The following is a 21,661-nucleotide window of genomic DNA, read 5'->3' on the forward strand; positions in this document are numbered from 1 at the left end:
TGCATTCCGGCAGTATCGTTTAGACTTTCAAAAGTGAACGATACTGCCGGAATGCGCATAAGTCGTAATTGGTATTCGTAGGAACTTTTCTGGTTAGGGTTTGCGGTATTGCGTCTGATGATGTACCTAAGCACTATCCCCCTCGAGGGTGTCCCTTGGACAAAGCCTTGGTTTGACATATGATTTCCAGGGTCATAAATGGAACCTATCAAAGGAATTCCCATCCAATTTCGCAACCTATTGTGGGGACAGAGTAGCGTTACTTTTGGGGCCGTGGTGTTGGAAGTGGCGCTGCCGCTATTGGCTGCCGTCACCTTAAACGCAACCCCGACCCAAATGGGCTTGCTGGCAACTCTGCAAACGCTGCCGTGGCTGATCATTACCCTATTTGCGGGGGTATGGATAGACCAGGGTTCGCCCAAGCGCATCATGACCTGGGCCAATTATGGCCGGGGCTTATTGCTGCTGAGTATCCCCCTGGCCCAACTGCTGGGCTGGCTCAGCATCGAGTGGTTGTGGGTGGTGGCGTTTGGGTATGGCATGCTGCGGGTGTTCTTCGATCTTTCGGTGAGCGCTTTTGTACCCAGCATCACCGAACGGGAGCAGCTTGTTGCGGCCAATAGCCAGCTCGAGAGCAGCCGTCAGGTGGCTACCGTCGCGGGCCCGGGGGTGGCTGGCCTCCTGGTGCAATCCATCGGCGCACCCCTCACCATCTTGCTAAATGCCGTACTGTACTGGGTTTCGGCCTTTCTGATTAATCGCATTCCCAGCGACGAGACCAAGAGGGTGCGTGGCCCCAAACTCATCTTTAGCGAGATTGCCGAGGGCCTGCGGCTGGTCTTTTCCGACCCCTATCTGCGGGCGCTGGTCTTATCCAGCGCAACTTTTAACCTGCATATCGGTATGCTGGTGGCCCTTCAGATTCTGTTCCTAAACCGCGAACTGGAAATCCCGCCGGCTTGGATTGGCATCGTCTTTGGCGTGGTGGGGCTGGGCGCCCTGATCGGAGCCCTCACTGCCGCTCGCTTCACCGCCTGGCTAGGGCTCGGTGGGATCATCATTCGCATGCAACTGATTTCCTCGCTCACCGGGGTAGCATTTGCGCTGGTGTTGGAACCGCCCATGGTGGCGGCCATCCTAGTCAGCTTGATCTTATTCATCAAAGCCGTTTCCACGGTGGTGCGCAACGTGAATGCGGTGAGCATCCGCCAGGCCCGAACCCCCAAACACCTGCTGGGGCGGGTGGGTGGAACCAGCCAGTTTGTGGGCATCGGGGTGGGGTCACTGGGCGGCATTCTGGGTGGGCTGCTGGCCGAGTTGTTGGGCATCCGCGAGGCCACCCTGATAGCCGGTCTGATTGCCATGCTCTCCTTCACCTGGCTGTTCTTCTCCCCCATTCGCAGCCTGAAGGATCTGCCAGAGCCCCTGCAGGGCTGATCCGGATTGGGTTTTTGTAGGCAGCGGCTAAACAAGCACAACTGCCTTGTTGTTTTCCTTCCTGCAGGCCCCAGCAAGCGCCGAAAAAGGGATGCGGTTGATTCATAGACGCAATTTCCATCATCGGGCACGGGGGTATGCAGATATGAATCCAAAAAGCCCCGGTAGTAAATGAGAAAAAGCGGAGGGCGTAACGCCCTCCGTAACACTATTGCTTGTAGCCAATTAGCTAGATTTAGTCGTTCCAGATGGTGATACTGCGAGTAGTCTTTTTCATGTTTTTTCCTCCTGGCTGAAACGATATCCCATTGCGTTACGGTTGTAAACCTCTTGACAAATTCGCCGGTTTATGTATTCAATAAAATTACCATAGTTTATACTTGATATAAAATTATGGATAGAGGCAACCCCTGCAAGGGAGCGCGATGAAATGGGTGTTTATCGTGATGCCCTTTTAAAGGATTTGTACTTGGTTTAGTTTTTTGTCAATTTGCTGATTATTAAGATTTTTCCCCTCGAGGCCCTTAGTGGTTTGGTAAGTTAAAGATTGATATGCAGTGAAGTTCCCAAAATGAAGCGCTCAAAGCAACTTCCAGATCTTAGGGGAGCCAGATCCATCCCAGGGATTAAGTTACCGGAGCCCTTAGAGCCCACCTCCCTATTGGGCTGGATTTGACTCCCCTCCCGCACAGGCGTACACTTCTAGGCAAGATGTGGGCTCGGCTGACTACTAGACCTGGGGGGAACTTCTAGCCATACGGCGATGGAGGTTCTCCCGGCTCGTGGTTGAAGGGCCGGGATTTTTTTTGAGGTGACTATGAACGCAGTGCTTCCCGACGGACGAAACCTGGAGCTTAAGCCCGGCGCGACCGCAGCCGATGCGGCCCGAGCCATTGGCCCTGGTCTGGCCAAGGCCGCCATTGGCGCGATTGCCAACGGCGAACTCTACGACTTGATGAAGCCCCTGCCCGACGGGGCAGAATTGCGCATCCTGACCGAAAAAGACCCCGAGTATGTCCAGCTCTTCCGGCACACCCTGGCCCACGTGATGGCCCAGGCGGTGCGCGAACTGTACGCCGAGAAGGGCTTCGCCCCGGAGCAGGTCAAGCTGGCCATTGGGCCGGTCATCGAGAATGGCTTCTACTACGACATAGACGCCCCCGAGCCCATCCGCGAGGAGGACTTGCCCGCCATCGAAGAGAAGATGCGCCAGATTGTGGCGGCGAACCTCCCGCTGGAGCGCTTCGTGCTCTCGCGTGAGGAAGCGCTGAAGCGCTATGCCGGTGTGGATCCCTACAAGACCGAGCTGATTCAAGACTTGCCGGTGGGCGAAGAACTCAGCTTCTACAAGCAAGGCGACGAGCAACATGGCTTCACTGACCTTTGCCGGGGGCCGCACGTACCCAGCACAGGCCGCATTCCGCCGCACTTCAAGCTGACCAGCATCGCCGGGGCCTACTGGCGGGGCGATTCTTCCCGGCCCCAGCTCCAGCGCATCTACGGCATCGCCTTCCGCACCAAGGAAGAGCTGGAGCACTACCTGTGGCAACAAGAAGAGGCCAAGCGTCGCGACCACCGCAAGCTGGGGGCTGAGCTCGACCTCTTCACCATCACCGAGGAGGTGGGCAAGGGGCTACCGCTGTGGCTGCCTCGAGGGGCTTTCATTCGGCGGCAACTCGAAAACTACATGTACGAGAAGGAGCAGGAGCATGGCTACCACTATGTCTACACCCCCCACATCGCCAACGCCAAGCTCTACTACACCTCCGGCCACCTGCCCTACTACAAAGACGACATGTATGCCCCCATCGAGATTGAGGGCGAGGAGTACTACCTCAAGCCCATGAACTGCCCGCACCACCACATGATTTACAAGGCCCGGCCCAAGAGCTACCGCGACCTGCCGCTTCGCCTGAACGAGTTCGGCACCCTCTATCGCTTCGAGCTTTCGGGCACCCTCTCGGGCCTCACGCGGGCACGGGGCTTCACCCAGAACGACGCGCATATCTACTGCTCGAGGGCCCAGGTCACCGAGGAGTTTATCCGGGTGATTCAGCTTTTCGACGAGGTCTACAAAGACTTTGGCATCTCGGACTACTGGTTCCGCCTCTCCCTGCCCGACTTCGAAAACAACCCCGAAAAGTTTGGTGAGGAAAACGATAACTGGCGCGACGCCATCGCGGCCATCCGGGTAGCCCTGGAAGAGACCGGGGCCAAGTACGTGGAGGGCATCGGCGAGGCCACCTTCTACGGCCCCAAGCTGGACGTGCAGATCAGGAGCGTACTGGGCAAGGAGGACACCATCGCCACCAACCAGCTCGACTTTATCGTGCCCGAGCGCTTTGGCCTCGAGTTCACCAACGAAAAAGGCGAAAAAGAGACCCCAGTGGTGATCCACCGCGCCATCATGGGCAGCTTCGACCGCTTCTTTGCGTTTTACCTGGAGCACACCGCCGGCGACTTCCCGCTGTGGCTCTCCCCCATCCAGGCCGTGATTGTACCGATTGCCGACCGGCATCTGGAGTACGCCCAGAAAGTAGCCGCCGAGATGCGCAAAAACAAGCTCCGCGTGGAGATTGACGACCGCAGCGAACGCATGAACGCCAAAATCCGCGATGCCGAGCTGCAAAAAATACCCCTGATTCTGGTGGTAGGCGACAAGGAAGCCGAAGCGGGCGCGGTTAATGTGCGCGAGCGTCACGTAAAGGAGCAGCGCACGCTTTTGGTTGGGGCGTTGGTTGAGGAGATGAAGGAGCGGGTGGAGAATAGAAGGTAAACTTTTCGTCACTTGGTCACATACAACCCATGGACGATACCTCCGTGACTATCGAAACGCCTCTCGATAATAGAATAAAACCTCGAATCGCCATGTTCGAAGTATCTGTAAATTGCATAGGCAATCAAATCTGCCAGTTGGATCAATCGCGAGGCGCGAGAGTCCAAAAATAATGGCACCTCAGAAAAGTTGCGAATAACGCCCCAGGTGTGGCCCTTGGTTCTAAAGTCTGTTGCTAAACTCTGAATTGCAGTCTCGTAAGTTGTTTTGTCAAAAATTATCAACCCACGTTGTGTGTCGTTCTGCTTATGTAGTCGTTTGAGGTACATATCAAAACGGCTTGCAAGTTGTTCGAAAGCAAGCTCAACGGGATCTTTATTTTGTTCGGCACTTTTCTTTATAACACTGGCAAATAAGCGATTGCTGGGATGAGATTCTGCAAATATGCGCAAGGCGTCTTCTATTGCTGTGCGTCGTAAATTTTCATCGTACTGTCGCCAAATTTTTTTTCCTGTGAACATCGGATTTCCGTGCAGTTCAACTGACGCAGGATCCGCAGCATTGAATCTTTCAGCTATCTTTTCAAGTTGCTTCGATAACCACCAACCTTGCCGCTCGAAAGCACAAAATCCAGCTAGAACAAAGTGCTGTTGCTTTGGATCAGAAGTTGAACCCGATTCATCTGCATACAAAAGGTACATGTTACAAAAGTACCAAAAAAAGTCAGTCGAGGAGAGACCTTGCTCTCGCGGTCTGAAAGTCAGACCTCTCGACTGCTAAGTGTAGTATAGCAGACTACAGACTATTAGACTAGTGCCACCTAGTCACTTTGCCGAATGGATGCCTTCAACAAGGCAAAGCACACCTTTGTAGCCTACTGCAATGCGATATGACTATATGAGCCAACAGCGAGAGGAGGGCAAAGCATTCGGGCTGAGCAACCTGTATGCTGCCTCGAGAACGCGAAAAAAATAGCTATCGTTATACACACTATGGCCTGAGTTCAAGCATCCAGGTACTGCCCCAGTCGGCAGGGCGGGTGCTGAGGGGGATGTACTGCTTGTCGCGCCAGAGCCAGAGCAGATCGTCGAAATGCGGGCTAAACAGGTCGGCAGACTGGCCCATGGGGTAGATGATGCGGCTGTTGTCGGGGTCGGAAAGGTCGAAGAGGGTGCGCAGGCTGGCCCCCGAGGTGTGCTGGAAGGTGTCCTGGTTGTAGTTGGCTACGTTCACGGTGTGCATCGAGCCGGGGGTGGGGATGTTGCGGTTGAACAGGCCGCCGATAAGCGGCGTGGAGGCCAGGGCAGAGGGAAGGCTGGCCTGGTGCAACCGGCCCCACTGCCAGCCAGAGGGGTCGGGGCCTAGACGGCGCTCGAGCTCGGCGCCGGCTTTCTCCAGGGCCTGGGCCGTGAACTGAGCGCAGTTCCGAATGCCCGCGCTGGCATTCTGGCACCAGCGGCCATCCTCGCGCAGGGTTTTGATGAAGGTATAGGGCACCGGTGGGTAGCGCAGGCCCAGCTCGTCTTCCAGCATCCGGGAGATCTCACGGTAGTAGAAGGCAAAGGCCGTGGCCCCCACCGAGTCCAGCTCGGCCCGCAAGTCCCAGTTGCGCACGGCGTTTTGCAGACGTCGGGCCGCCTCGCTCTGGGGCTGTAGGGCCAGCAGGCCCGGCAATAGCTCGCGGGCAATGATGGAGTAGGTATCCCCCTGCCAGCGGGCCATGTCCTCGAGGCTGGCCCTGGGCGTGGCCAGAATCAGCTCGCGGATGCGCTGGGCCCGGAACACCTCGGTAGTGTAGCTGGAGATGTCCGGCCCGCCGTGCGGCAGTACCCGGTTGTTGGCGCTCGAGACAAACCCCTCCTTGGGATTGACCACCTGGGGCAGCCGCTCAAAAGGCAGGTAACCCTTCCACTGCTGCCCCTTGCTGGCGCTGGCCGGGAAGCGCCCGTCCCAGTCGCGTATGGGAATCCAGCCCGGCGCGAAGTAGCCGATGGTGCCCTCCACATCGGCATACACGAAGTTCTGCATGGGGGCCACGTAACGCCTCAGGGCCTGGCGGAACGCCTCGGCGTTTTGAGCGCGGTTCATGCCCAGGTAGGCGTCCAGGGTGGTGTCCTGCGGGTCGAGGCCCGTCCAGCGCACCGAAACCGCCTGCTTTTCCGTAGCGATGGCAGTGCCCGCCGTGAGGCCAGGCCGCAGGAAGACCAGGCCCAGGTCGGAGATCACCGGGCCGTACTCGCTTTCCCGCACGGTGAAGGTCACCGGGTCGGCCCCCCGCACCCGGATGGTCTCCTGCCGAACCCGTAGTGGAACCAGGCCCAGCGGGGTGCGGTACGACTCCCCTTCCAAGTCCAGCACAAACAGATCCATCACATCGGGCCGCACGTTGGTGGCCCCCCAGGCCACCCGGTCGTTGCGCCCCAGAAACACCCCCGGCACCCCTGGAATGGTGGCCCCAATGGCCTTGTAGGTGGGGCCGCGCAGGTCGGCGATGTACCACAGCGCAGGGTTTTGCAGCCGCAGGTGGGGGTCGTTGGCCAACATTGGCTTGCCGGTGGTGGTGCGGGCGCCGCTCAGCACCCAGTTGTTGGAGCCTTGGTCGGGGTCTTGGGGTGCGAGGCTGAGCTGTCTGGAAAGCGCGGCCACCTGCTCGAGCTGCCCTAAAATGCTCGAGGACAGTGCGGCCGGCTCGTATACCCGGCGGTTCTGGGCGCGCTCGTCCAGGCTGCGGAGGTCTTCGGGCTGGAGGATGGTGGGCCAGCCCTGTGGATAGGCCCCGCGCAGGTCGTTGAAGCCCTCGAGGCCCACCTTGTTCAGGATGAAGGTGTTGTCAATTTCGTCCTGCCAGACCTGCCCCAGGTCGTAGGACTGTAGCTTGCCCCAGGCCAGGGTGTCGGCGGGGGTCCAGGGCTCGGGGGTGAAGCCCAGCAGGGCGAAAGGAAGGGGCAGGTTGCCCTCGCGGATGAACTGATGGACCCCAGCGGCGTAGGCCTCGAGGGCCCGGCGGGTGAACTCGGTGTGGTTGGGAAGGGAAGCCAAGGCGGCCCGGTAGAAGCCCCAGGTGCGAAAGAAGCGATCCTGCTCGATGGCCCCACTGCCCAGAATTTCGGCCAGCCGCCCCTGCGCGGCCCGGCGGCCCAGCTCCATCTGAAAAAGCCGGTCGCGCGCGTGCACATAGCCCTGGGCAAAAAACACGTCCATATCGCTGGCCTGGGCCCGGATGTGCGGAACCCCCCAGCGGTCGAAGGTAATGCGCACCGGCCCCGCGAGCCCCTGCACCTGCTGAACCTGGTTAATGGGAACACAAGAAATCAGCGCCAATAGTCCTAACATCCACACCCAACGCCCACGCATAGCCAAACCTCCAGACAGGCTTTACTTTACAGGCCATTCCCCCAGGTGTGCCGTGAGAGGCATTGCTTAAACCTTTCCGCACGGCTTGATTTGGAACCCGGTGCAATTCCCATAGGGCTAGAGACAAGGAGATTAAAGCGGTCTTTTATACCCTTCAGAAGGCATAAACCCAATGCAAAGCGATTGCCAAGCAATTCCACTGCTCCAAACATCCAGCATCGGCTCCCTGGTAAAGCTCACTGGCTCCGCTCTTGGCAGCACATAACGGGGCTGTAACGCCTTTGGCTGCATACTGGAGAAGGAATGCTCGCTTCATCGCCCAACCCGTTGCTCGAGCTGCGGCTGCTTGGCGTACCCCAGGTACTGCAGGGCGGCAGGGAGGTGCGGCTCCCCGTCAAAAAGACCCTGGCTTTGCTGGCCTATCTTGCCCTGGAGGGCAGTACCGCGCGCTCGAGGCTGGCGGGCCTGTTATGGACGGATTTGGATGAGGCCAGCGCAAGGCGCAATCTTCGCCGTGAGTTGCATCGGTTACGCGAGGCGGGATTAGGAGAATACCTGCAAGGCGACGACAAGCAGATCTGGCTCGAGGGCTTCCAGACCGATGTGGCGGCCTTCGAGCTGGCGGTGAACTCCAGCCACTTCGAGCAAGCCCTGGCGCTATATGGAACCCTGCTCGAGGGCATCGAATTGCCAGCGGCGGGCTTTGAGGATTGGCTGGAGCACCAGCGCGAACGTCTGCACGGGCAATGGCGCAAGGCCATGCTCTACCACGCCGAAGCGCTGGAAACCCGCGGGCAGTGGCGTAAAGCGCTGGAGCTTCACTTAAAGTTGCTGGCCGAAGATGACCTGCAAGAGCGCCACCACCGCGAGGTGATGCGCCTGCACTACTTGTTGGGTGAACGTGAAACGGCCCTCGAGCGCTACGAGCATTTGTGCAGCGCCCTCCAGAACGAGCTGGGCTTGGAGCCGCTGCCCGAGACCGTGGGGCTGGCCGAGCGCATCCGCAAGGCAGCGGTGCTCGAGCCCGCCGCGCCGGTGCAGACCCGAACCATCGGCAAACTTAGCCCACCGCTGGTGGGCCGCCAGGAGGAGTTGGCCCAGTTACATCACTCTAAAACGCTGACCCTGCTGCTAGGCGAGCCAGGGGTGGGCAAGACCCGGCTGCTCGAGGAAGCCAGCCGGGGGGCGCTGTGGATTCGCTTTGGCGAACTCTCGAGCCAAACCTCGCTCTATGCGGTCGCCGAAGCCATCCGCGCTGCTCTGAGCGGCCCTGGGCGGGAACCCTTGGAAGGCCTCGAGAAAATCTGGCGCACCGAGGCGGCCCGGCTGGTGCCCGAACTCGAGCCCGAGACGCCGCCCGGCCCAGTCTTGCCGGAGGCTCGGGCACGGTTTCTCGAGGGGCTGGCCCGTACGCTGTTGGCCCTGGGTGGGCGCGGCCTGGTTTTCGACGACCTGCAATGGGCCGATCCGATGAGCCTGGAGTTGCTGGCCCACCTGGTGCACCGGGTGGCCAATCCAGTTGAAGTGCGCTTGTGGGCGGCTGCGCGACCGCTTGAGCTGGAAGATAACCCGGCCCTCGGGCAGATCCTGGAAAACTTGAGCAGCGAGGGGCGTTTGGAGCGCATCCGACTCCAGCCCCTCCCCGAGCCGGCGGTGGAGGCCTTGGTGAGCCAGTTGTCGGGAGCAGGCCCAGCCCCCCTGTTCTCCAGTCGCCTATACCGGGCCACCGCGGGCAATCCTTTTTTCTTGCTCGAGACCTTGCAACATCTCTTCGAGACCGGCGACCTGCGCCTCGAGCCTGGCGGCGGGTGGAGCACCCCCTACGACCAAACCACTCGGGACTACCGCGAGTTGCCCATCCCGCTCTCGGTGCGCCAGGCCGTGCTCAACCGGGTAGACCGCCTGGGGAGTGCGGCCCGACGCTTGCTGGAAGCAGCCAGCCTGTCAGAGGATGGTTTTACGCTTGAGGAAATTGCCCCGGCCACCGCGCTCTCGGAGTGGGAAGGTTTGGAGGGGCTGGAGCGCACCGTGAGGGCGCAGTTGCTCGAGCATTCGGGGGCGGGTTATCGCTTCGCCCACGACCTCACCCGCAACGCCCTCCGCGACAGCCTGAGCCCCGAGCGGCGGCGACTCGTTCACCTTAAGCTAGCTGCCAACCTCGAGCGCCTGGAGGGGCCAGTGGCCCGGATCGCGCTGCACCTCGAAAGCGCCGAAAAACCTACTCTGGCCGTTCCCTGGCGAGTCAAGGCTGCCCAGGCGGCTGCGCGGACTTATGCTCAGCAGGAGGCGCTGGCCCACTATGCCGCCGCACTCCCTCACGCCAGCCCCGAGGAAGCCTTCGCCATCCACGAAGCCCGCATTGACCTCTTCAACCTGCTCGACGACAACGTAGGCCGGGAGGCAGAACTGGACGCGCTCGAGCGCGTAGCCCATCAGCTCCCCGACCCCCGCTTCGCCGCAGCTGCCGCCCTAGCCCGTGCCCACCTAGCGATGCGCCGCGCCCAGAACGCCGAGGCCCTGGAGCGGGTCGAGCGGGTGCTGGCCGTGCCAAACCTGCCTACCGCCCTGCGCCAGCAGGCCCTGCATATGAGCAGCGAGGCCCTGCGCAGGCTGGGTCGCCTAGACGAGTCCGAGGCCCGCCTGCACCAGGCCCTCCCGCTGGGGCCGGACAACCTGGTGCTGGTCGGGCGGATTCACACCGGGTACTCCGTCCTTGCCGGGATGCGCGGCGACTGGGCGCAGGCCCAGACCCACTTGGAGCAGGCACGAGAGGCCTTTCGCCAGGCTGGACAGGTTCAACTCGAGATGGAGGCCACCGTCAACCTGGGGGCGCTGTCGCAGCAGCAGGGCCGCTTCGACCAGGCGGTGGCCTTCGGCAGCGAGGCGCTGGAGAAAGCCGTGGCGCTGGGCGCACGCAGACACCAGCGCATGATCCATGTCAACATCGCCGCTGGGCACAGCAGCGCAGGCAGGTTCGCTCAGGCCCTGGCCCACCTGCAGCAGGCCGAGGCGCTGTTCGCGGGCGTGAGCGACCCGGTCTTTGAGCCCTTTCTGGTCAACAACCTGGCCGCCGTCCACTACCGGCTCGGCCAGTACGGCCTGGCCCTGGGGGGTTTCGAAAAGGCCCTGGAAATGGCCCGGCGCCACAGGGGGATCGAATACCGGGCCACCCGGCAGGCCGATGTGGGTATGGTCTACCTCAGCCTTGGCGACCCCAGGACCGCCAAAGCCCATCTAGACGAGGCACAGGCGCTGTTGGACTCCTCCGGGGTGGAGGTAGCAAGGGCCGCCCTCCAGACCAACCTGGCCCGCCTCGAGCTGCTGGAAGGCCGCCCCCAACAGGCCCTGGCGAGGCTCGAGCGAGTACAGACTAAAACCAACGAAGACGGCGTTTATCGGGGGTGGATTCTGGGGCTCACCCGCTTGGCTATGGGCGATTATCAAGGCGCCCTCGAGGCAACCCAAGACCTGCAGGCCACCCCCAACGAAACCGCCCGTCTGCTGGCGGTTCAGCTCACTGCCCTGACCCGTCTCGGACTGCCCCTAGAACCAACCCTCCGCGAAGCGGTCGCCCACCTCGCCGACCACAAGGTGGAACCCCTTGAAAAGCTGGAACTTCGCCGTACCCTGGCTCGAGCCTACCAAGCCCTGGGCCAAACTCGGCAAGCCCAAAGGTTTCGCCGCGAAGCCGCCAAGCAATTCCAAGAAATGGCCGCTACCCTGGAGAGCCATCCTCCGGTGAAGGAATCCTTCCTTGCCATGAACCGCGACCTCCTCTAAGGCGATCTCGAAAATCCGTAAACCAGTCTTTGCCAGCCTTGGGCACCGAGGCCGGCAGAACACCCTCCCCAAACCCAGCGCACCCGGGACGGCCAATACGTACACCTCGTCGCTTCCTCCCGTGCGGCAGCAGGTGTTGCGGCCATCTCGCCGCTTCCTCCCGTGCGGCAGCAGGTGTTGCGGCCATCTCGCCGCCTCTTTTGAGGTCACCAAAGGTCAGGGGCACCGCCGACCCCAAAAAAACGCCGGGGGGGGTTAACCTCTTGCCTTGGGCATTTCAACACAGTGTCCAGAGGTCTGGATGGTAATTGCAAGCAGGTTCGCCGTAAGCGATGCCTTTGCGAGAACCCACCGCCAAATACCCACCGGGACGCGCCAGCACGCCTCTACGGCGGGTTGGCCTTTGGCGCAATCGCCCTGAACCAACTTCCCGCAACGCTCCCGCAACGCCCCCTCGTCTACCCTGGGGCCACGGTGAATCCAAAACACCGGGTAGAGGGGGGATACTTCATGGCCCGAGCGATAATCAAGGTATTTCTAGTGGGTTTGGCTGTCCTGCTGGCCGCGTGTTCCAGCGGAGGGGGTGGTGGGATCTTCACGTCCGACAATGCCTTTGGCGGGCCTGTTCCAGCGGGGGCTAGTCTGGTCAGCCCCGAGGAGTTCCAAAGGCTCACCCAAGACCCCGAGTTCCGCTGGGAGTCCCAGATCGCCCGCCAGACCCGCAAGAAGCTGGCCGAAGACCAGTTCAAAGCCGACCAGGTCAGCATCCAGAGCCTGGTGCAGCAGCGCCCCAGCCTCCAGGTGTTCCTAAGGGAGCCCAACCTCAACGACCCCGACATCAAGAAACTGCCAGGGGACAACTACCTCATTACCTTCACCAATAGGGCCGGTCAGAGTGAGCAAGTCATCACCATGGGCCAGCACGCTGGTCTGCGCGACCTGCTCGCCGCACACGAGCGATTCATGCAGGTGGAGAACCAGCTCGGAGCATACAGCGAGGCCTACGCCGCGCTGCCAGACAACCTCAAGGCTGGGCTGCCCACCCCCCAATCGCTTCAGAACAAGAGTTTTGCCGAGGTACGGGCGGCGCTGGCCCAGCTCGAGCAGCAGCTCGAAGGGCAGATGAATGCGCTGGAGGAGCGGGCGCTCCAGGCCCTCCAGGGACGGTTTGGGGTTCGCTCCCAGGCCGACCCCTACCAGCCCCCCGGATTTCCCGCCACCCCAGCCAACGAGGAGCGCTCCGGTGAGGGCAGCGACCGTACAGGTCAGTTATGCGACTACGCTAGCGGGGGGCTTTACAAAAACCTGCACTGGCCGCAAAAATACTTCACCACCAGCACCAAAAACCAGCGCCGGCGCGGAAGCTGCACCGGTTTCGCCCTGACCTCGGCCACCGAGACCCTGGTGGCCGTGCGAGATGGCAAGTGGGTCAACCTCTCCGAGCAGTTCCTCTACCACAAGATCAAGACCGCCTGGGATGCCGACGACTACGACGAAGGGGCTCCTACCGCAGACGTGGCCGAGGCGTTCAGCGAGAGCGGCTACCGCCTGCCCTTCGAGGATCAGTGGAACTACAACCCTTCTCCCGAGCGTAAAGTGGGTGACAGCGCCGACGAGGAGGCGGACTTTGTAGGCTCCTGTAACGGCTATGATGAGCGCTGCTCCAACACCACCCATCAGGGCCAGTTCCTATGTACCCAGGTGAACGGAAGCACCTACTGCGGTAGCAAACCCCCCAGCAACAACGAAGGGTACAAGATCAGCAGTTCGTACCTGCTCTGGGAGAACGGCGACGACCTGCCGCTCAACACGATCCGCAACCTGCTGGCAAACGGGCGACCAATGGTAGTGGCCCTCAATGTCACCCGCGGGATGCGTGGGAACCGCCTCAACGCGGACGGTTTCCTGGTGGACTACGACGACGAGGTGCTGGGTGGGCACGCCATCCACCTGGTGGGATACCTTTCCAACAGCAAGATTCAGGAAAAGCTTCCCAACGCGCCTACGGGTGCGGGCGGCGGTTACTTTATCCTCAAGAACTCCTGGGGCACCTGCTACGGTGACGGTGGGCTGGTATACATCCCGGTGAACTGGGCCAAGACCTACTTTAAGAACATCACCGTTTTCAGCGTTTCAAAGTCCAACGTCTTCAAAAACAACCCCCCCACCATCCAGATCGCCGCACCCGCCAACGGGAGCAGCTTCCCTTACAAGCAAAGTGTGACTTATACAGCCATTGCCTCCGACCCTGACGGGGATACCCCGGTTGTTAGCTGGAGCTCCACCTTAGACGGCGATATGGGTAGTGGGGCCAGCATCACCTTCCACTTAAACTCTCCCGGAGGGCGCGTGATCACCGCTACCGCTCGCGACGCGCTGGGCTTTACTGCCTCAGCCACGATCACGGTCGTCGGGGTCAACCAAGCGCCCACCGCGCAAATCTTGGAGCCCCCCGCCGGTTCGGTCTACGTGAACTCCACCCTCACCTTCAGGGGCAAGGGCCTTGATGGCGACGGAGCTTTTCCGGTGGAACTGCCCTGCTCGGCCCTCTCCTGGAAGAGCAGCAACCCCAGCGACACCCTGGGTACTGGCTGCCAGTTCACTGCCAGCTTCGCCACCACCGGCCCCCGCACCATCACCCTCACCGCCACCGACGCCCACGGGGCCAAGGGCACCGCCACCGTCAGCCTGAACGTCCAGCCCCTGCCCCCCAGCGGCCCGCCGGTGGTGGAGATCCTGGAGCCCGACGAGGGCGAGCAATTCAACGCTAACGCCAACATCCAACTGGCTTACCGGGTCAACGCCGACCCCGGCGGCGGACCGGGAACCCAGTACACCGCGGTCTGGCGGCTCACCTATGGCAGCCAGAACTGGACAATAGTGCCCAAGACCTGCACGGTGAGCAGTTTCTCCTACCCCTGCTTCAAGCCCAGCGATTACGGCATCAGCAACAACGGGGTCAAGGTAATGCAGCTTCAGCTTTCGGTCACCGACCCCGAGGGCCTGACCGGCACCGACCAGGTTGGCATCAGTATCGGGGAAGTACCCTAGAGGGAACTCCATGGGCACAGTAGGACGGATGTTCAGAATCGTGGGGGGGGCCATGCTGATCTTAGCGGTGGCGCTTCTGGTGGGGGCCTTCTTCCTGGGGAGTACAACCTCGCTAACCCTCAACATCAGCGGGATCACGCTAGGGCTGACCGGACTGATTTTTGCCGGGGTGGGGCGGTTTTTGGGGCGGATGGATACCTCCGACCTACTCAAAAGCGGCCAGCCCGCTACCGCCAGGGTATTGGCCGTCCAGGATACCGGTTGGACTATCAACAAGGTCAATGCGGTGTTGGCGCTCACCCTGGAAGTCTACCCCCCAGACGGTCCAGCCTATACCGCACGCAGTCAGGTTTTGTTGGGGCGCACCCAGTGGGGCCTCCTCCAGCCCGGCATGGTGGTACAGGTACGCGTAGACCCACAAAACCCCCGGCGCGTGGCGCTGGAAAGCATCACCGCCGGGCAGGCTTCACAGTACTACGTGGCTGGGGTCATGCGGGCCGAGGACATCGTGTCACAGGGCCTCCACGCCGAAGCCGAGATTCTGGGTGTGCAGGCCACCGGGGCCCAGGCCGCCCAGCTCAGTCCGGGGCAGGCCCTCCGCCCCGAACAAGCCGACGACCCGGTGGTGGTGGTGCGGTTGCGGGTAGATCCGGTTCAGGGCGCGCCCTTCGAAGCCGAGGCGGCCCTGCGGGTTCCCGATGGCAAGGCCCACGCCCTGGTGGTGGGGCAGCGGGTTCCAGTGGCCTACCTACCCGACGACCCGGCCCGCACCACCACCCTTCACTGGGCCCGGATTCCCACCAGAAGCTGATGTATGGGTGCGTTGAACCCAGCGCCAAGGAAGATTTAGACCATGAACACAACCCGGCCCAACATCCCCCAACTGCTCCGGGAGTACCGGCTCTGGGTCTACCCCGAGGCCCAGGGCCAGCCCTGGCACGCCACGCTGGAAAAAGTAGACCAGTCCGAGCGCTTGGAGTTCGACTCACCCCTCGAGCTGGCCCGGTACCTAGCCAACCTGCAACCCGTACGAAAGGGTGGGTTTTAAGACCGGCGTGAGGAGGCAAAGATGAGACCAATACTCTGGCTGATTCTGACCGTGGCACTGTTGTTGGCCGCTTGCGGGTCGCCCGCGCCACAGGGCTCGAGCTGGGACACGGGCCGCTGGGACGAGGCCCGCTGGCAATGAGGAGGGAACCATGCGTGGACGTGACCTTAAGTTTCTTTTGATCGGTGCCTTGCTCACCCCCGGAGCGGTGTGGGCGGTGACCAGCCTCCCGCACACCTTCAAGGCGGGCGACCCCATCCGGAGCGCCGAGGTGAACGCCAACTTCTCGGTACTGAAGGCGGCGGCAGACGCCCTCGAGGCGGGCAAGCAGGCCCGCGTGAGTGCCAAGTGCGACGACGGCTCGAGCATCAAGCAGATCAACGCCGATGGAACAGTGGCCTGTGAGCTGGATGACGTGGGCTCCGGCGGGCAAAGCTACACGGCAGGCATCGGCCTAGCTCTGAACGGCACCCAATTCAGCCTGGCCGACGGCGGCGTGGGCACCGCCAAGCTGGCCGAAGGGGCGGTGACGGTAACCAAGTTGAGCCTGCCGCTCAGCCTGAGTTCGGGCCTGTACCCAGTGCTCAAGGTGAACGCCACCGGCACCCCGCCCACCATCGCGCTGGTCGCCGGGGACTCGGGCGGCAACTTCTGCGCCCCGCAACCGAACCAAAAGATCGGAATCTGCGCCGATGGCACCATTGGGCTGCTCAGCGGAGGCAGTCCGGGTGTGATGGGGGTTTCCCCTGGCACCGCCGGAACCGGAATCCAGGGCACGGCAGGCGCGAACGGCACCGGCGTACTCGGCAGGGCGGGCACCGGTGTCTTCGGGCAGAGCGACAACCAGATCGGCGTCCGAGGCCGCAGCGGCACAGGTACCTTCCCTAGTCCTAGTCCCATCGGGGTTGGCGTCCTCGGCGAGGCGAACTCCGGATATGGCGTAATGGGCGTGAACATCGGCTCGAGTGGCGGAAGCGGTGTACGCGGTGAGAGTTTTGCCCCCCTGGGCACCGGTGTATCGGGCGTGGGCAGCACCGGGGCGGATAGCCGGGGTGTGACCGGATTCGCCGCGAACGGAATAGGGGTAGAGGGCAACAGCAGCACCCGCATCGGCGTCTACGGGGAAAGCTCGAGTGGTGGCACCATCAATCCCCCCAGTGTGCCGCACGGCGTCTACGGCGTGACCAACTCCAACGCAGTGGGGGCCACCGGGGTCACCGGCGTCCGCACCGGCGGCGGCAACAACGGAGCAGGCGTGCAGGGCTTCCACAACGGCGGCGGGCAAGGGGTGTACGGATTTTCGCAGAGCGGGCGGGGCGTGGAAGGCAGCAGCGCCAGCGGCGTCTCGGCCTACTTCTCGGGCGGCGGCGGCGGGAGCGGGGTGTGCTCGTTCAACGGCGGCGCGGGCTGGAGCTGCACCTCCGACCGGAATGCCAAGGAGAACTTCCGGGCCGTTGACACCGCCCAGGTGCTGGAAGCCCTCGCCAGGATGCCCATCGCTACCTGGAACATGCGGGGCGACCGGAGCAAGACCCAGCACCTAGGCCCCACCGCCCAAGACTTCAGGGCTGCGTTCGGGCTGGGCGAGGACGATAAGACCATCAACTCTGTGGACGCCCAAGGCGTGGCCCTGGCCGCAATCCAGGGGCTGAATCGGAAGCTGGAAGCCGAGAACCAGGCGCTTCGCGCCTCGCTGGCGAGGCTGGAAGCCCGGCTGGCACGGCTCGAGGGCCAAGCCCAGGCGACCAAGCCCACAGAGCGTTAACCCCTCCCACGAAAGGACAGGGATGAAAGAGTCCATCCGCAAAGAGGTCTACTTCGAGCTGCGCGTCCGGCCCCAGTCGGCCTCCGACGCATGGCACGCCACCCTTAAGCCGCTGATGCTCCAGCAGGAGATTCCCCAGGGGAAACTCGAGCGTTACGAATTTGATTCCCCGCTCGAGCTGGCCCGGTACCTGGCGAGCCTGGAGAACCCGGCTCCCAGGGGAAGGCTTCGCTAGTGCTTTCACAGGAGAAAAGCCCATGAGCCGATTGTTGATTCTAACCATAATCGGAGTTCTGGCGGCCTGTGGCGGCCCCGCCAAAGGCCCCAACCAACCCCCCACCGCCGCCTTCACCGCCGGGGATAGCGTGCAGGCCGGTACGCCACTGGCCTTCGACGCCTCGACCTCCTCCGATCCCGATCAAGACCCGCTCTCCTTTAGCTGGGAGTTCGGCGACGGGGTGCGGGGCGGGGCGGCCAGGATCGCCCACATCTTCGGCGAAGCCGGAACCTTCACGGTCAAGCTCACCGTGGGCGATGGCCGGGGCGGGACGAATAGCACGGAGAAAACCGTCACCGTCACCCCCGGCCCGGCCCCCTCCAAAACCGTCAGTACCCTGGCCTTCGTGACCGACTCCAGCGGTAACCCGCTCTCCGGTGTATCGGTCAGCGGGGCGGGCGGCAGCGCCACCACCGACACCAGCGGCAAGGCCAGCGTTCCGGGCGTGGGGGTGGGGGTTCCGGTCACGCTGAAGTTTTCCAAAGCCGGTTTTGCCGACCAGTTCAAGGTACTCGAGCTACCCGCCTCCGCCGAGTCGGGCTATGTAGAGGCCCGCCTGATGCCCCGTGAGCCCGCGCAAAACCTGGATGCAGGAACGGGTGGGAGCCTGACCGGGAAACAGGGCGCGAAGCTCACCCTCCCGGCGGGTGCACTGGTGGACGGCAGTGGCAACCCGGTGAGCGGGGCCGTTCAGGTCAACATTTCGCCGGTGGACGTGGGCACCAACCTCGAGGCCTTCCCTGGTCGGTTCCAGGGGGTCGGGCCGACCGGTCAGCAGGGCTTCATCCTCAGCTATGGCACGGTCGAGTATGCGCTATCGAAAGGTGGACAGCCGCTCAATGTAGCTCCCGGCAAGAGCGCGGTCATCGAGATTCCTGTTTATACCAGCCTCAACCGGGATGGTTCGCAGGTAAAGGTGGGGGATAAATACCCCCTGTGGTCGCTCAACGAGAAAACCGGGAAGTGGGTGCAGGAAGGCGAGGGAACGGTGGTCGCCAGTTCCGCCTCGCCCACCGGCCTGGCCCTGCGCGGCGAGGTGACCCACTTTAGCTGGTGGAACCACGACCAGTTCGACGGCCCGCCCTACAACCCCAAGCCCAAATGCCTGGTGGACACCGACCACGATGGCAACCTGGAAGACCTCACCGGCACCGGCTTTTGCTGGCACTACGGCACCGGCCCGGATCAGCCGCCCCAGTTTGGCGGGGCGCGGGTGGGCCGGAGCGCCACTGCCCCTCACATCCCAGCGGTCGCCGCCGAGGGTTCCACCCCGGTGGGCGGCGGTCAGGTGCTGCCCATCCCGGCAGACCTAGACATCACCTTCCGCTCCTACGCCAAAAACGGCACCCTTGCGGGCCTTACCGTGCTGCGCGGCCCGGCGGGCAAAGAGGAGGACGTGACCATCGTGCTGTACCCGGTGGGCAACGGCGGCTCCTGCGACGCACCCCCCAACCTCAGCGTCCCCCACGACAAGATTTATAGCTTTGCCCGGACGGGCGAGACCCAGTGCTTTAACCTAAGCGCCACCGCCGCGCAGAGCTTCGAGGTGCGGGTCAGCCGGGCTACGGGCTCGACCCTCACCGGGACGGTGCGGGTGATCAAACCCGGTGGCAGCGCAGATCAGACCGATTTCGGAGCCCAGGTGGGCTCGGTGGTGGTGGCCAATGCTGCTGCCGGGGTTCATCGCCTCGAGGTCAAGGCGGGAGCCAACGCACCGGGCGGGTATCGCCTCGAGCTGCGCCCCCTGACCGGCAGCACCTGCACCAACCCCCCCAGCCTCGCCTTGCCCCACGACCAGACCTATAACTACAACGCCTCCACCACCGTGCAGTGCTTCAACGTAGCCCTGAGCCCCGGCGAGGCCCTCGAGGCCCGGCTGCCCAGCTTTTCCCCCGGCGGTGTACAAGGCCTCTTCCGGGTCTATGCGCCAGACGGGCAAAAGATCGCCGAAGACGCTTTTGGCGGCACCTTCAGCACGGGGTTGCTGATCTTCGGGGCGGCCCAGGGCGGGGAGCACCGCCTGGAGGTGGTATTCACCAACGCCTCCAGCGGCAACTTCCGGCTCACCGCCAGCAAGAGCACCCCCGAGGTGCTCGGCGTGCCCGACAGCCGCACGGTGAGTGGCACGGCGGTGGGGGGCCGGGTGCGCTACCTCCTAAACGCCCCTCCGGGAAGCCCGGTGGGCCTGATCCTCACCGCGCAGAACGGCCAGCACGGGGTGGCGGCCTACCCTTCAGGGGCCTTCATCTACGCCAGTTGCCAGTCGTGCGCCCAGCCCGGCACCGAGGCCTTCGTGCAGAAGACCCCGCCTTCGGCCCGGATGGTGCTCGAGGTCTTCCGCAACAACGGCTCGAGCACCTCGCAGTTCACCCTGGCCACCCGCACCCCCACCCCCATCGCCCTCGACACCGATGTGAACACTACCCTGCAGGCCGGTCAGCTCGACCTCTACACCTTCGAGGGCAGCGAGGGGCAGGAGGTGAGCCTGGGCATTGCCTACGCGCAGAGCGCGGTCAACTTCCTACCAGGCTTTAGGCTCCTCGGCCCGGACGGCGGCACGGTCAACAACGGTGCGCAGTCGGGTATTTCGACCCTGCCCAAGAGCGGGATCTACGGCCTGGTGGTGCGCAGCGGCTTTCCCGGTTCGGGGGCCTACACCCTGCGCCTCAACGCAGCCAAGCCACCACAACCCCTCACCTTGCAAGACCCGCTCACCGAGGTGAGCACCGGCTTGGCCCTGGGGGAGCGCAGGCGCTATACCCTGAGCCCCAACCTGGCCCAGGCCGAGGTCTTCGCCCTGAAGCTCACCACCACCCAGACCTCCTACGCCACCGCCTTGGTGAGCGGCCCGGCGGGTGGGGTCTACGATGCCCTCGTCAACATAGACTCCGGGGGCGGCGCCCAGACCAAGGTGAGCAACGGCATTTACGTGCGAACCGCGGGTGCTTATACGCTCGAGCTCTACTCCACCGAGCGCTACCAGGAGCGCCTGGGCGGGACGCTGACGGTGGGCCTGGTCAAACCCACGCCCCAACCCGCCAGCCTCGAGACCGCCCAAAACGGCACCCTGGGCCTGGGGCAGATGGCGGCCTACCGCTATAACCTGCCTGCCGAGGGGCGCTACCTGTTGCGGGCAACCTTCAGCTCGCCTACCTGCTGTCTCTACGCTACGGTCTGGGCCCCGAGCACGCCCTTCAGCAACTACACCGGCGAGTTCACCGCCAGCAACTCATCCTTCTCGGAGGAAGCCAAAGGGCTCTTGAAGGCGGGAACCCACACCCTCACCCTGCTCAACCCCATCAACCCCAGCAACACGAACTTCACCGCTCGGCTGGTCACCCTCGATCCCCCCACCGACCTCACCCCGGGCGGCCCGGCCCAAAACGGCACCATTGACGTGGCGGAGCGCGACTACTACCGCTTCACCGCCGGCGCGGACCAGAACTTCACCGTGAGCGTCAGCGGCGGCTTTAGCGGAACCGTGCGGGTCTACCCGCTACCGCCCAACGGCGACTACACCGCGGGGGGTAACCTGACGGAGTTCAACCCCCCCAAGGCTTTCGGCAGCCACAACTTCACCACCCCCACGGCGGGGACGTACATTCTCGAGATCGATGGCAGCGGTGAGGCCAGCGGGAGCTACAGCGTGAGTCTGAGCAGCCCCTAACATCTGGCTCTTTTCGGGCCTTCCAGGTTTGGCAATAGGTTTATTACTAAGCGGGTGAACAGTCACTGCTCGGGAGACTGTTCACCCAAACCGACGGGACGATCCCCTTCGGGACAGACGACTAGCGTCGCTGTTCACCGGACGGACGATCCCCTTCGGGACAGCGGCCCTGCCGCCGTACACCGGACGGACGATCCCCTTTGGGACAGACGACTAGCGTCGCTGTTCACCGGACGGACGATCCCCTTCGGGACAGCGGCCCTGCCGCCGTACACCGGTGGGACGATCAGGGGTTCATCTGTAGGTCTACGCTTGCTTCGCCGAGCGCAGCGAGAAGCCAGTTCGGCAGTATCGTTCACATTTGAAAGCCTAAACGATACTGCCGGAATGCATGCCTGAACCCCTCACCTTTGACTACACCCCAAGGTGAAGGGTTCAAGCGGAACCGGTATGAACGCTCACAGGGTGGCTTCTCACGGATGCCCTGTATGACAAAAACTGTTTTG

At 62.7% G+C, this 21,661-nt stretch carries 11 protein-coding genes; 9 read left to right on the forward strand and 2 right to left on the reverse strand.

All coding sequences use genetic code 11. The annotated features are described in order from the left end of the window. The first annotated feature begins 198 nt into the window (after positions 1–198). Both WKI89_RS00810 and thrS read left to right on the forward strand, forming a co-directional pair. Positions 199–1,437 carry an MFS transporter gene (locus WKI89_RS00810; RefSeq protein ID WP_337867313.1) on the forward strand — a complete coding sequence of 413 codons (1,239 nt, stop codon included), beginning with the start codon at positions 199–201 and terminating at the stop codon, positions 1,435–1,437. Between the two features lie 817 nt (positions 1,438–2,254). Beyond that, on the forward strand, positions 2,255–4,213 hold the full coding sequence (gene thrS, locus WKI89_RS00815; protein ID WP_337867314.1) for a threonine--tRNA ligase: 1,959 nt from the start codon (positions 2,255–2,257) through the stop codon (positions 4,211–4,213). Between the two features lie 8 nt (positions 4,214–4,221). Here thrS and WKI89_RS00820 read toward each other — a convergent pair whose 3' ends face one another. Further along, positions 4,222–4,905: a DUF3800 domain-containing protein gene (locus WKI89_RS00820; RefSeq protein WP_337867315.1), complete on the reverse strand. Its 684-nt coding sequence runs from the start codon at positions 4,903–4,905 to the stop codon at positions 4,222–4,224. A gap of 298 nt (positions 4,906–5,203) precedes the next feature. After that, entirely contained in the window at positions 5,204–7,567 is a 2,364-nt protein-coding gene (locus WKI89_RS00825) for a penicillin acylase family protein (protein ID WP_337867316.1), read from the reverse strand. 303 nt (positions 7,568–7,870) lie between these two features. On the opposite strand from WKI89_RS00825, the gene WKI89_RS00830 reads away from it, so the two are divergent. From WKI89_RS00830 to WKI89_RS00860, 7 genes are all read left to right on the forward strand, one after another. Then, a complete protein-coding gene (locus WKI89_RS00830; RefSeq protein WP_337867317.1) occupies positions 7,871–11,347 on the forward strand; it encodes a tetratricopeptide repeat protein in 3,477 nt (1,158 codons plus the stop codon). Positions 11,348–11,857: 510 nt separating this feature from the next. Beyond that, the gene (locus WKI89_RS00835; protein ID WP_337867318.1) at positions 11,858–14,398 is read left to right on the forward strand and encodes a C1 family peptidase; all 2,541 of its coding nucleotides are present in this window, start codon (positions 11,858–11,860) and stop codon (positions 14,396–14,398) included. Between the two features lie 28 nt (positions 14,399–14,426). After that, positions 14,427–15,209 (forward strand): hypothetical protein, encoded by a 783-nt coding sequence (locus tag WKI89_RS00840; RefSeq protein WP_337867319.1) that lies wholly within the window; start codon positions 14,427–14,429, stop codon positions 15,207–15,209. Positions 15,210–15,251: 42 nt separating this feature from the next. Further along, positions 15,252–15,446, forward strand: coding sequence for a hypothetical protein (locus WKI89_RS00845; protein ID WP_337867320.1), 195 nt, complete (start codon positions 15,252–15,254; stop codon positions 15,444–15,446). Between the two features lie 151 nt (positions 15,447–15,597). After that, positions 15,598–17,211 carry a tail fiber domain-containing protein gene (locus WKI89_RS00850; protein ID WP_337867321.1) on the forward strand — a complete coding sequence of 538 codons (1,614 nt, stop codon included), beginning with the start codon at positions 15,598–15,600 and terminating at the stop codon, positions 17,209–17,211. Between the two features lie 22 nt (positions 17,212–17,233). Then, positions 17,234–17,446, forward strand: coding sequence for a hypothetical protein (locus WKI89_RS00855; RefSeq protein ID WP_337867322.1), 213 nt, complete (start codon positions 17,234–17,236; stop codon positions 17,444–17,446). 22 nt (positions 17,447–17,468) lie between these two features. After that, positions 17,469–21,155 carry a PKD domain-containing protein gene (locus WKI89_RS00860; protein WP_337867323.1) on the forward strand — a complete coding sequence of 1,229 codons (3,687 nt, stop codon included), beginning with the start codon at positions 17,469–17,471 and terminating at the stop codon, positions 21,153–21,155. Positions 21,156–21,661: the final 506 nt, after the last annotated feature.

The sequence above is a fragment of the Meiothermus sp. genome (genome assembly GCF_037443965.1).
GTDB lineage: Bacteria > Deinococcota > Deinococci > Deinococcales > Thermaceae > Meiothermus.

Bases quoted from the DNA above. Each gene is read 5' to 3' on its own strand.
- WKI89_RS00810 (WP_337867313.1), top strand. From the start codon at position 199: ATGGAACCTATCAAAGGAATTCCCATCCAATTTCGCAACCTATTGTGG.
- thrS (WP_337867314.1), top strand. From the start codon at position 2,255: ATGAACGCAGTGCTTCCCGACGGACGAAACCTGGAGCTTAAGCCCGGC.
- WKI89_RS00825 (WP_337867316.1), bottom strand. From the start codon at position 7,567: ATGCGTGGGCGTTGGGTGTGGATGTTAGGACTATTGGCGCTGATTTCT.
- WKI89_RS00830 (WP_337867317.1), top strand. From the start codon at position 7,871: ATGCTCGCTTCATCGCCCAACCCGTTGCTCGAGCTGCGGCTGCTTGGC.
- WKI89_RS00835 (WP_337867318.1), top strand. From the start codon at position 11,858: ATGGCCCGAGCGATAATCAAGGTATTTCTAGTGGGTTTGGCTGTCCTG.
- WKI89_RS00840 (WP_337867319.1), top strand. From the start codon at position 14,427: ATGTTCAGAATCGTGGGGGGGGCCATGCTGATCTTAGCGGTGGCGCTT.
- WKI89_RS00845 (WP_337867320.1), top strand. From the start codon at position 15,252: ATGAACACAACCCGGCCCAACATCCCCCAACTGCTCCGGGAGTACCGG.
- WKI89_RS00850 (WP_337867321.1), top strand. From the start codon at position 15,598: ATGCGTGGACGTGACCTTAAGTTTCTTTTGATCGGTGCCTTGCTCACC.
- WKI89_RS00855 (WP_337867322.1), top strand. From the start codon at position 17,234: ATGAAAGAGTCCATCCGCAAAGAGGTCTACTTCGAGCTGCGCGTCCGG.
- WKI89_RS00860 (WP_337867323.1), top strand. From the start codon at position 17,469: ATGAGCCGATTGTTGATTCTAACCATAATCGGAGTTCTGGCGGCCTGT.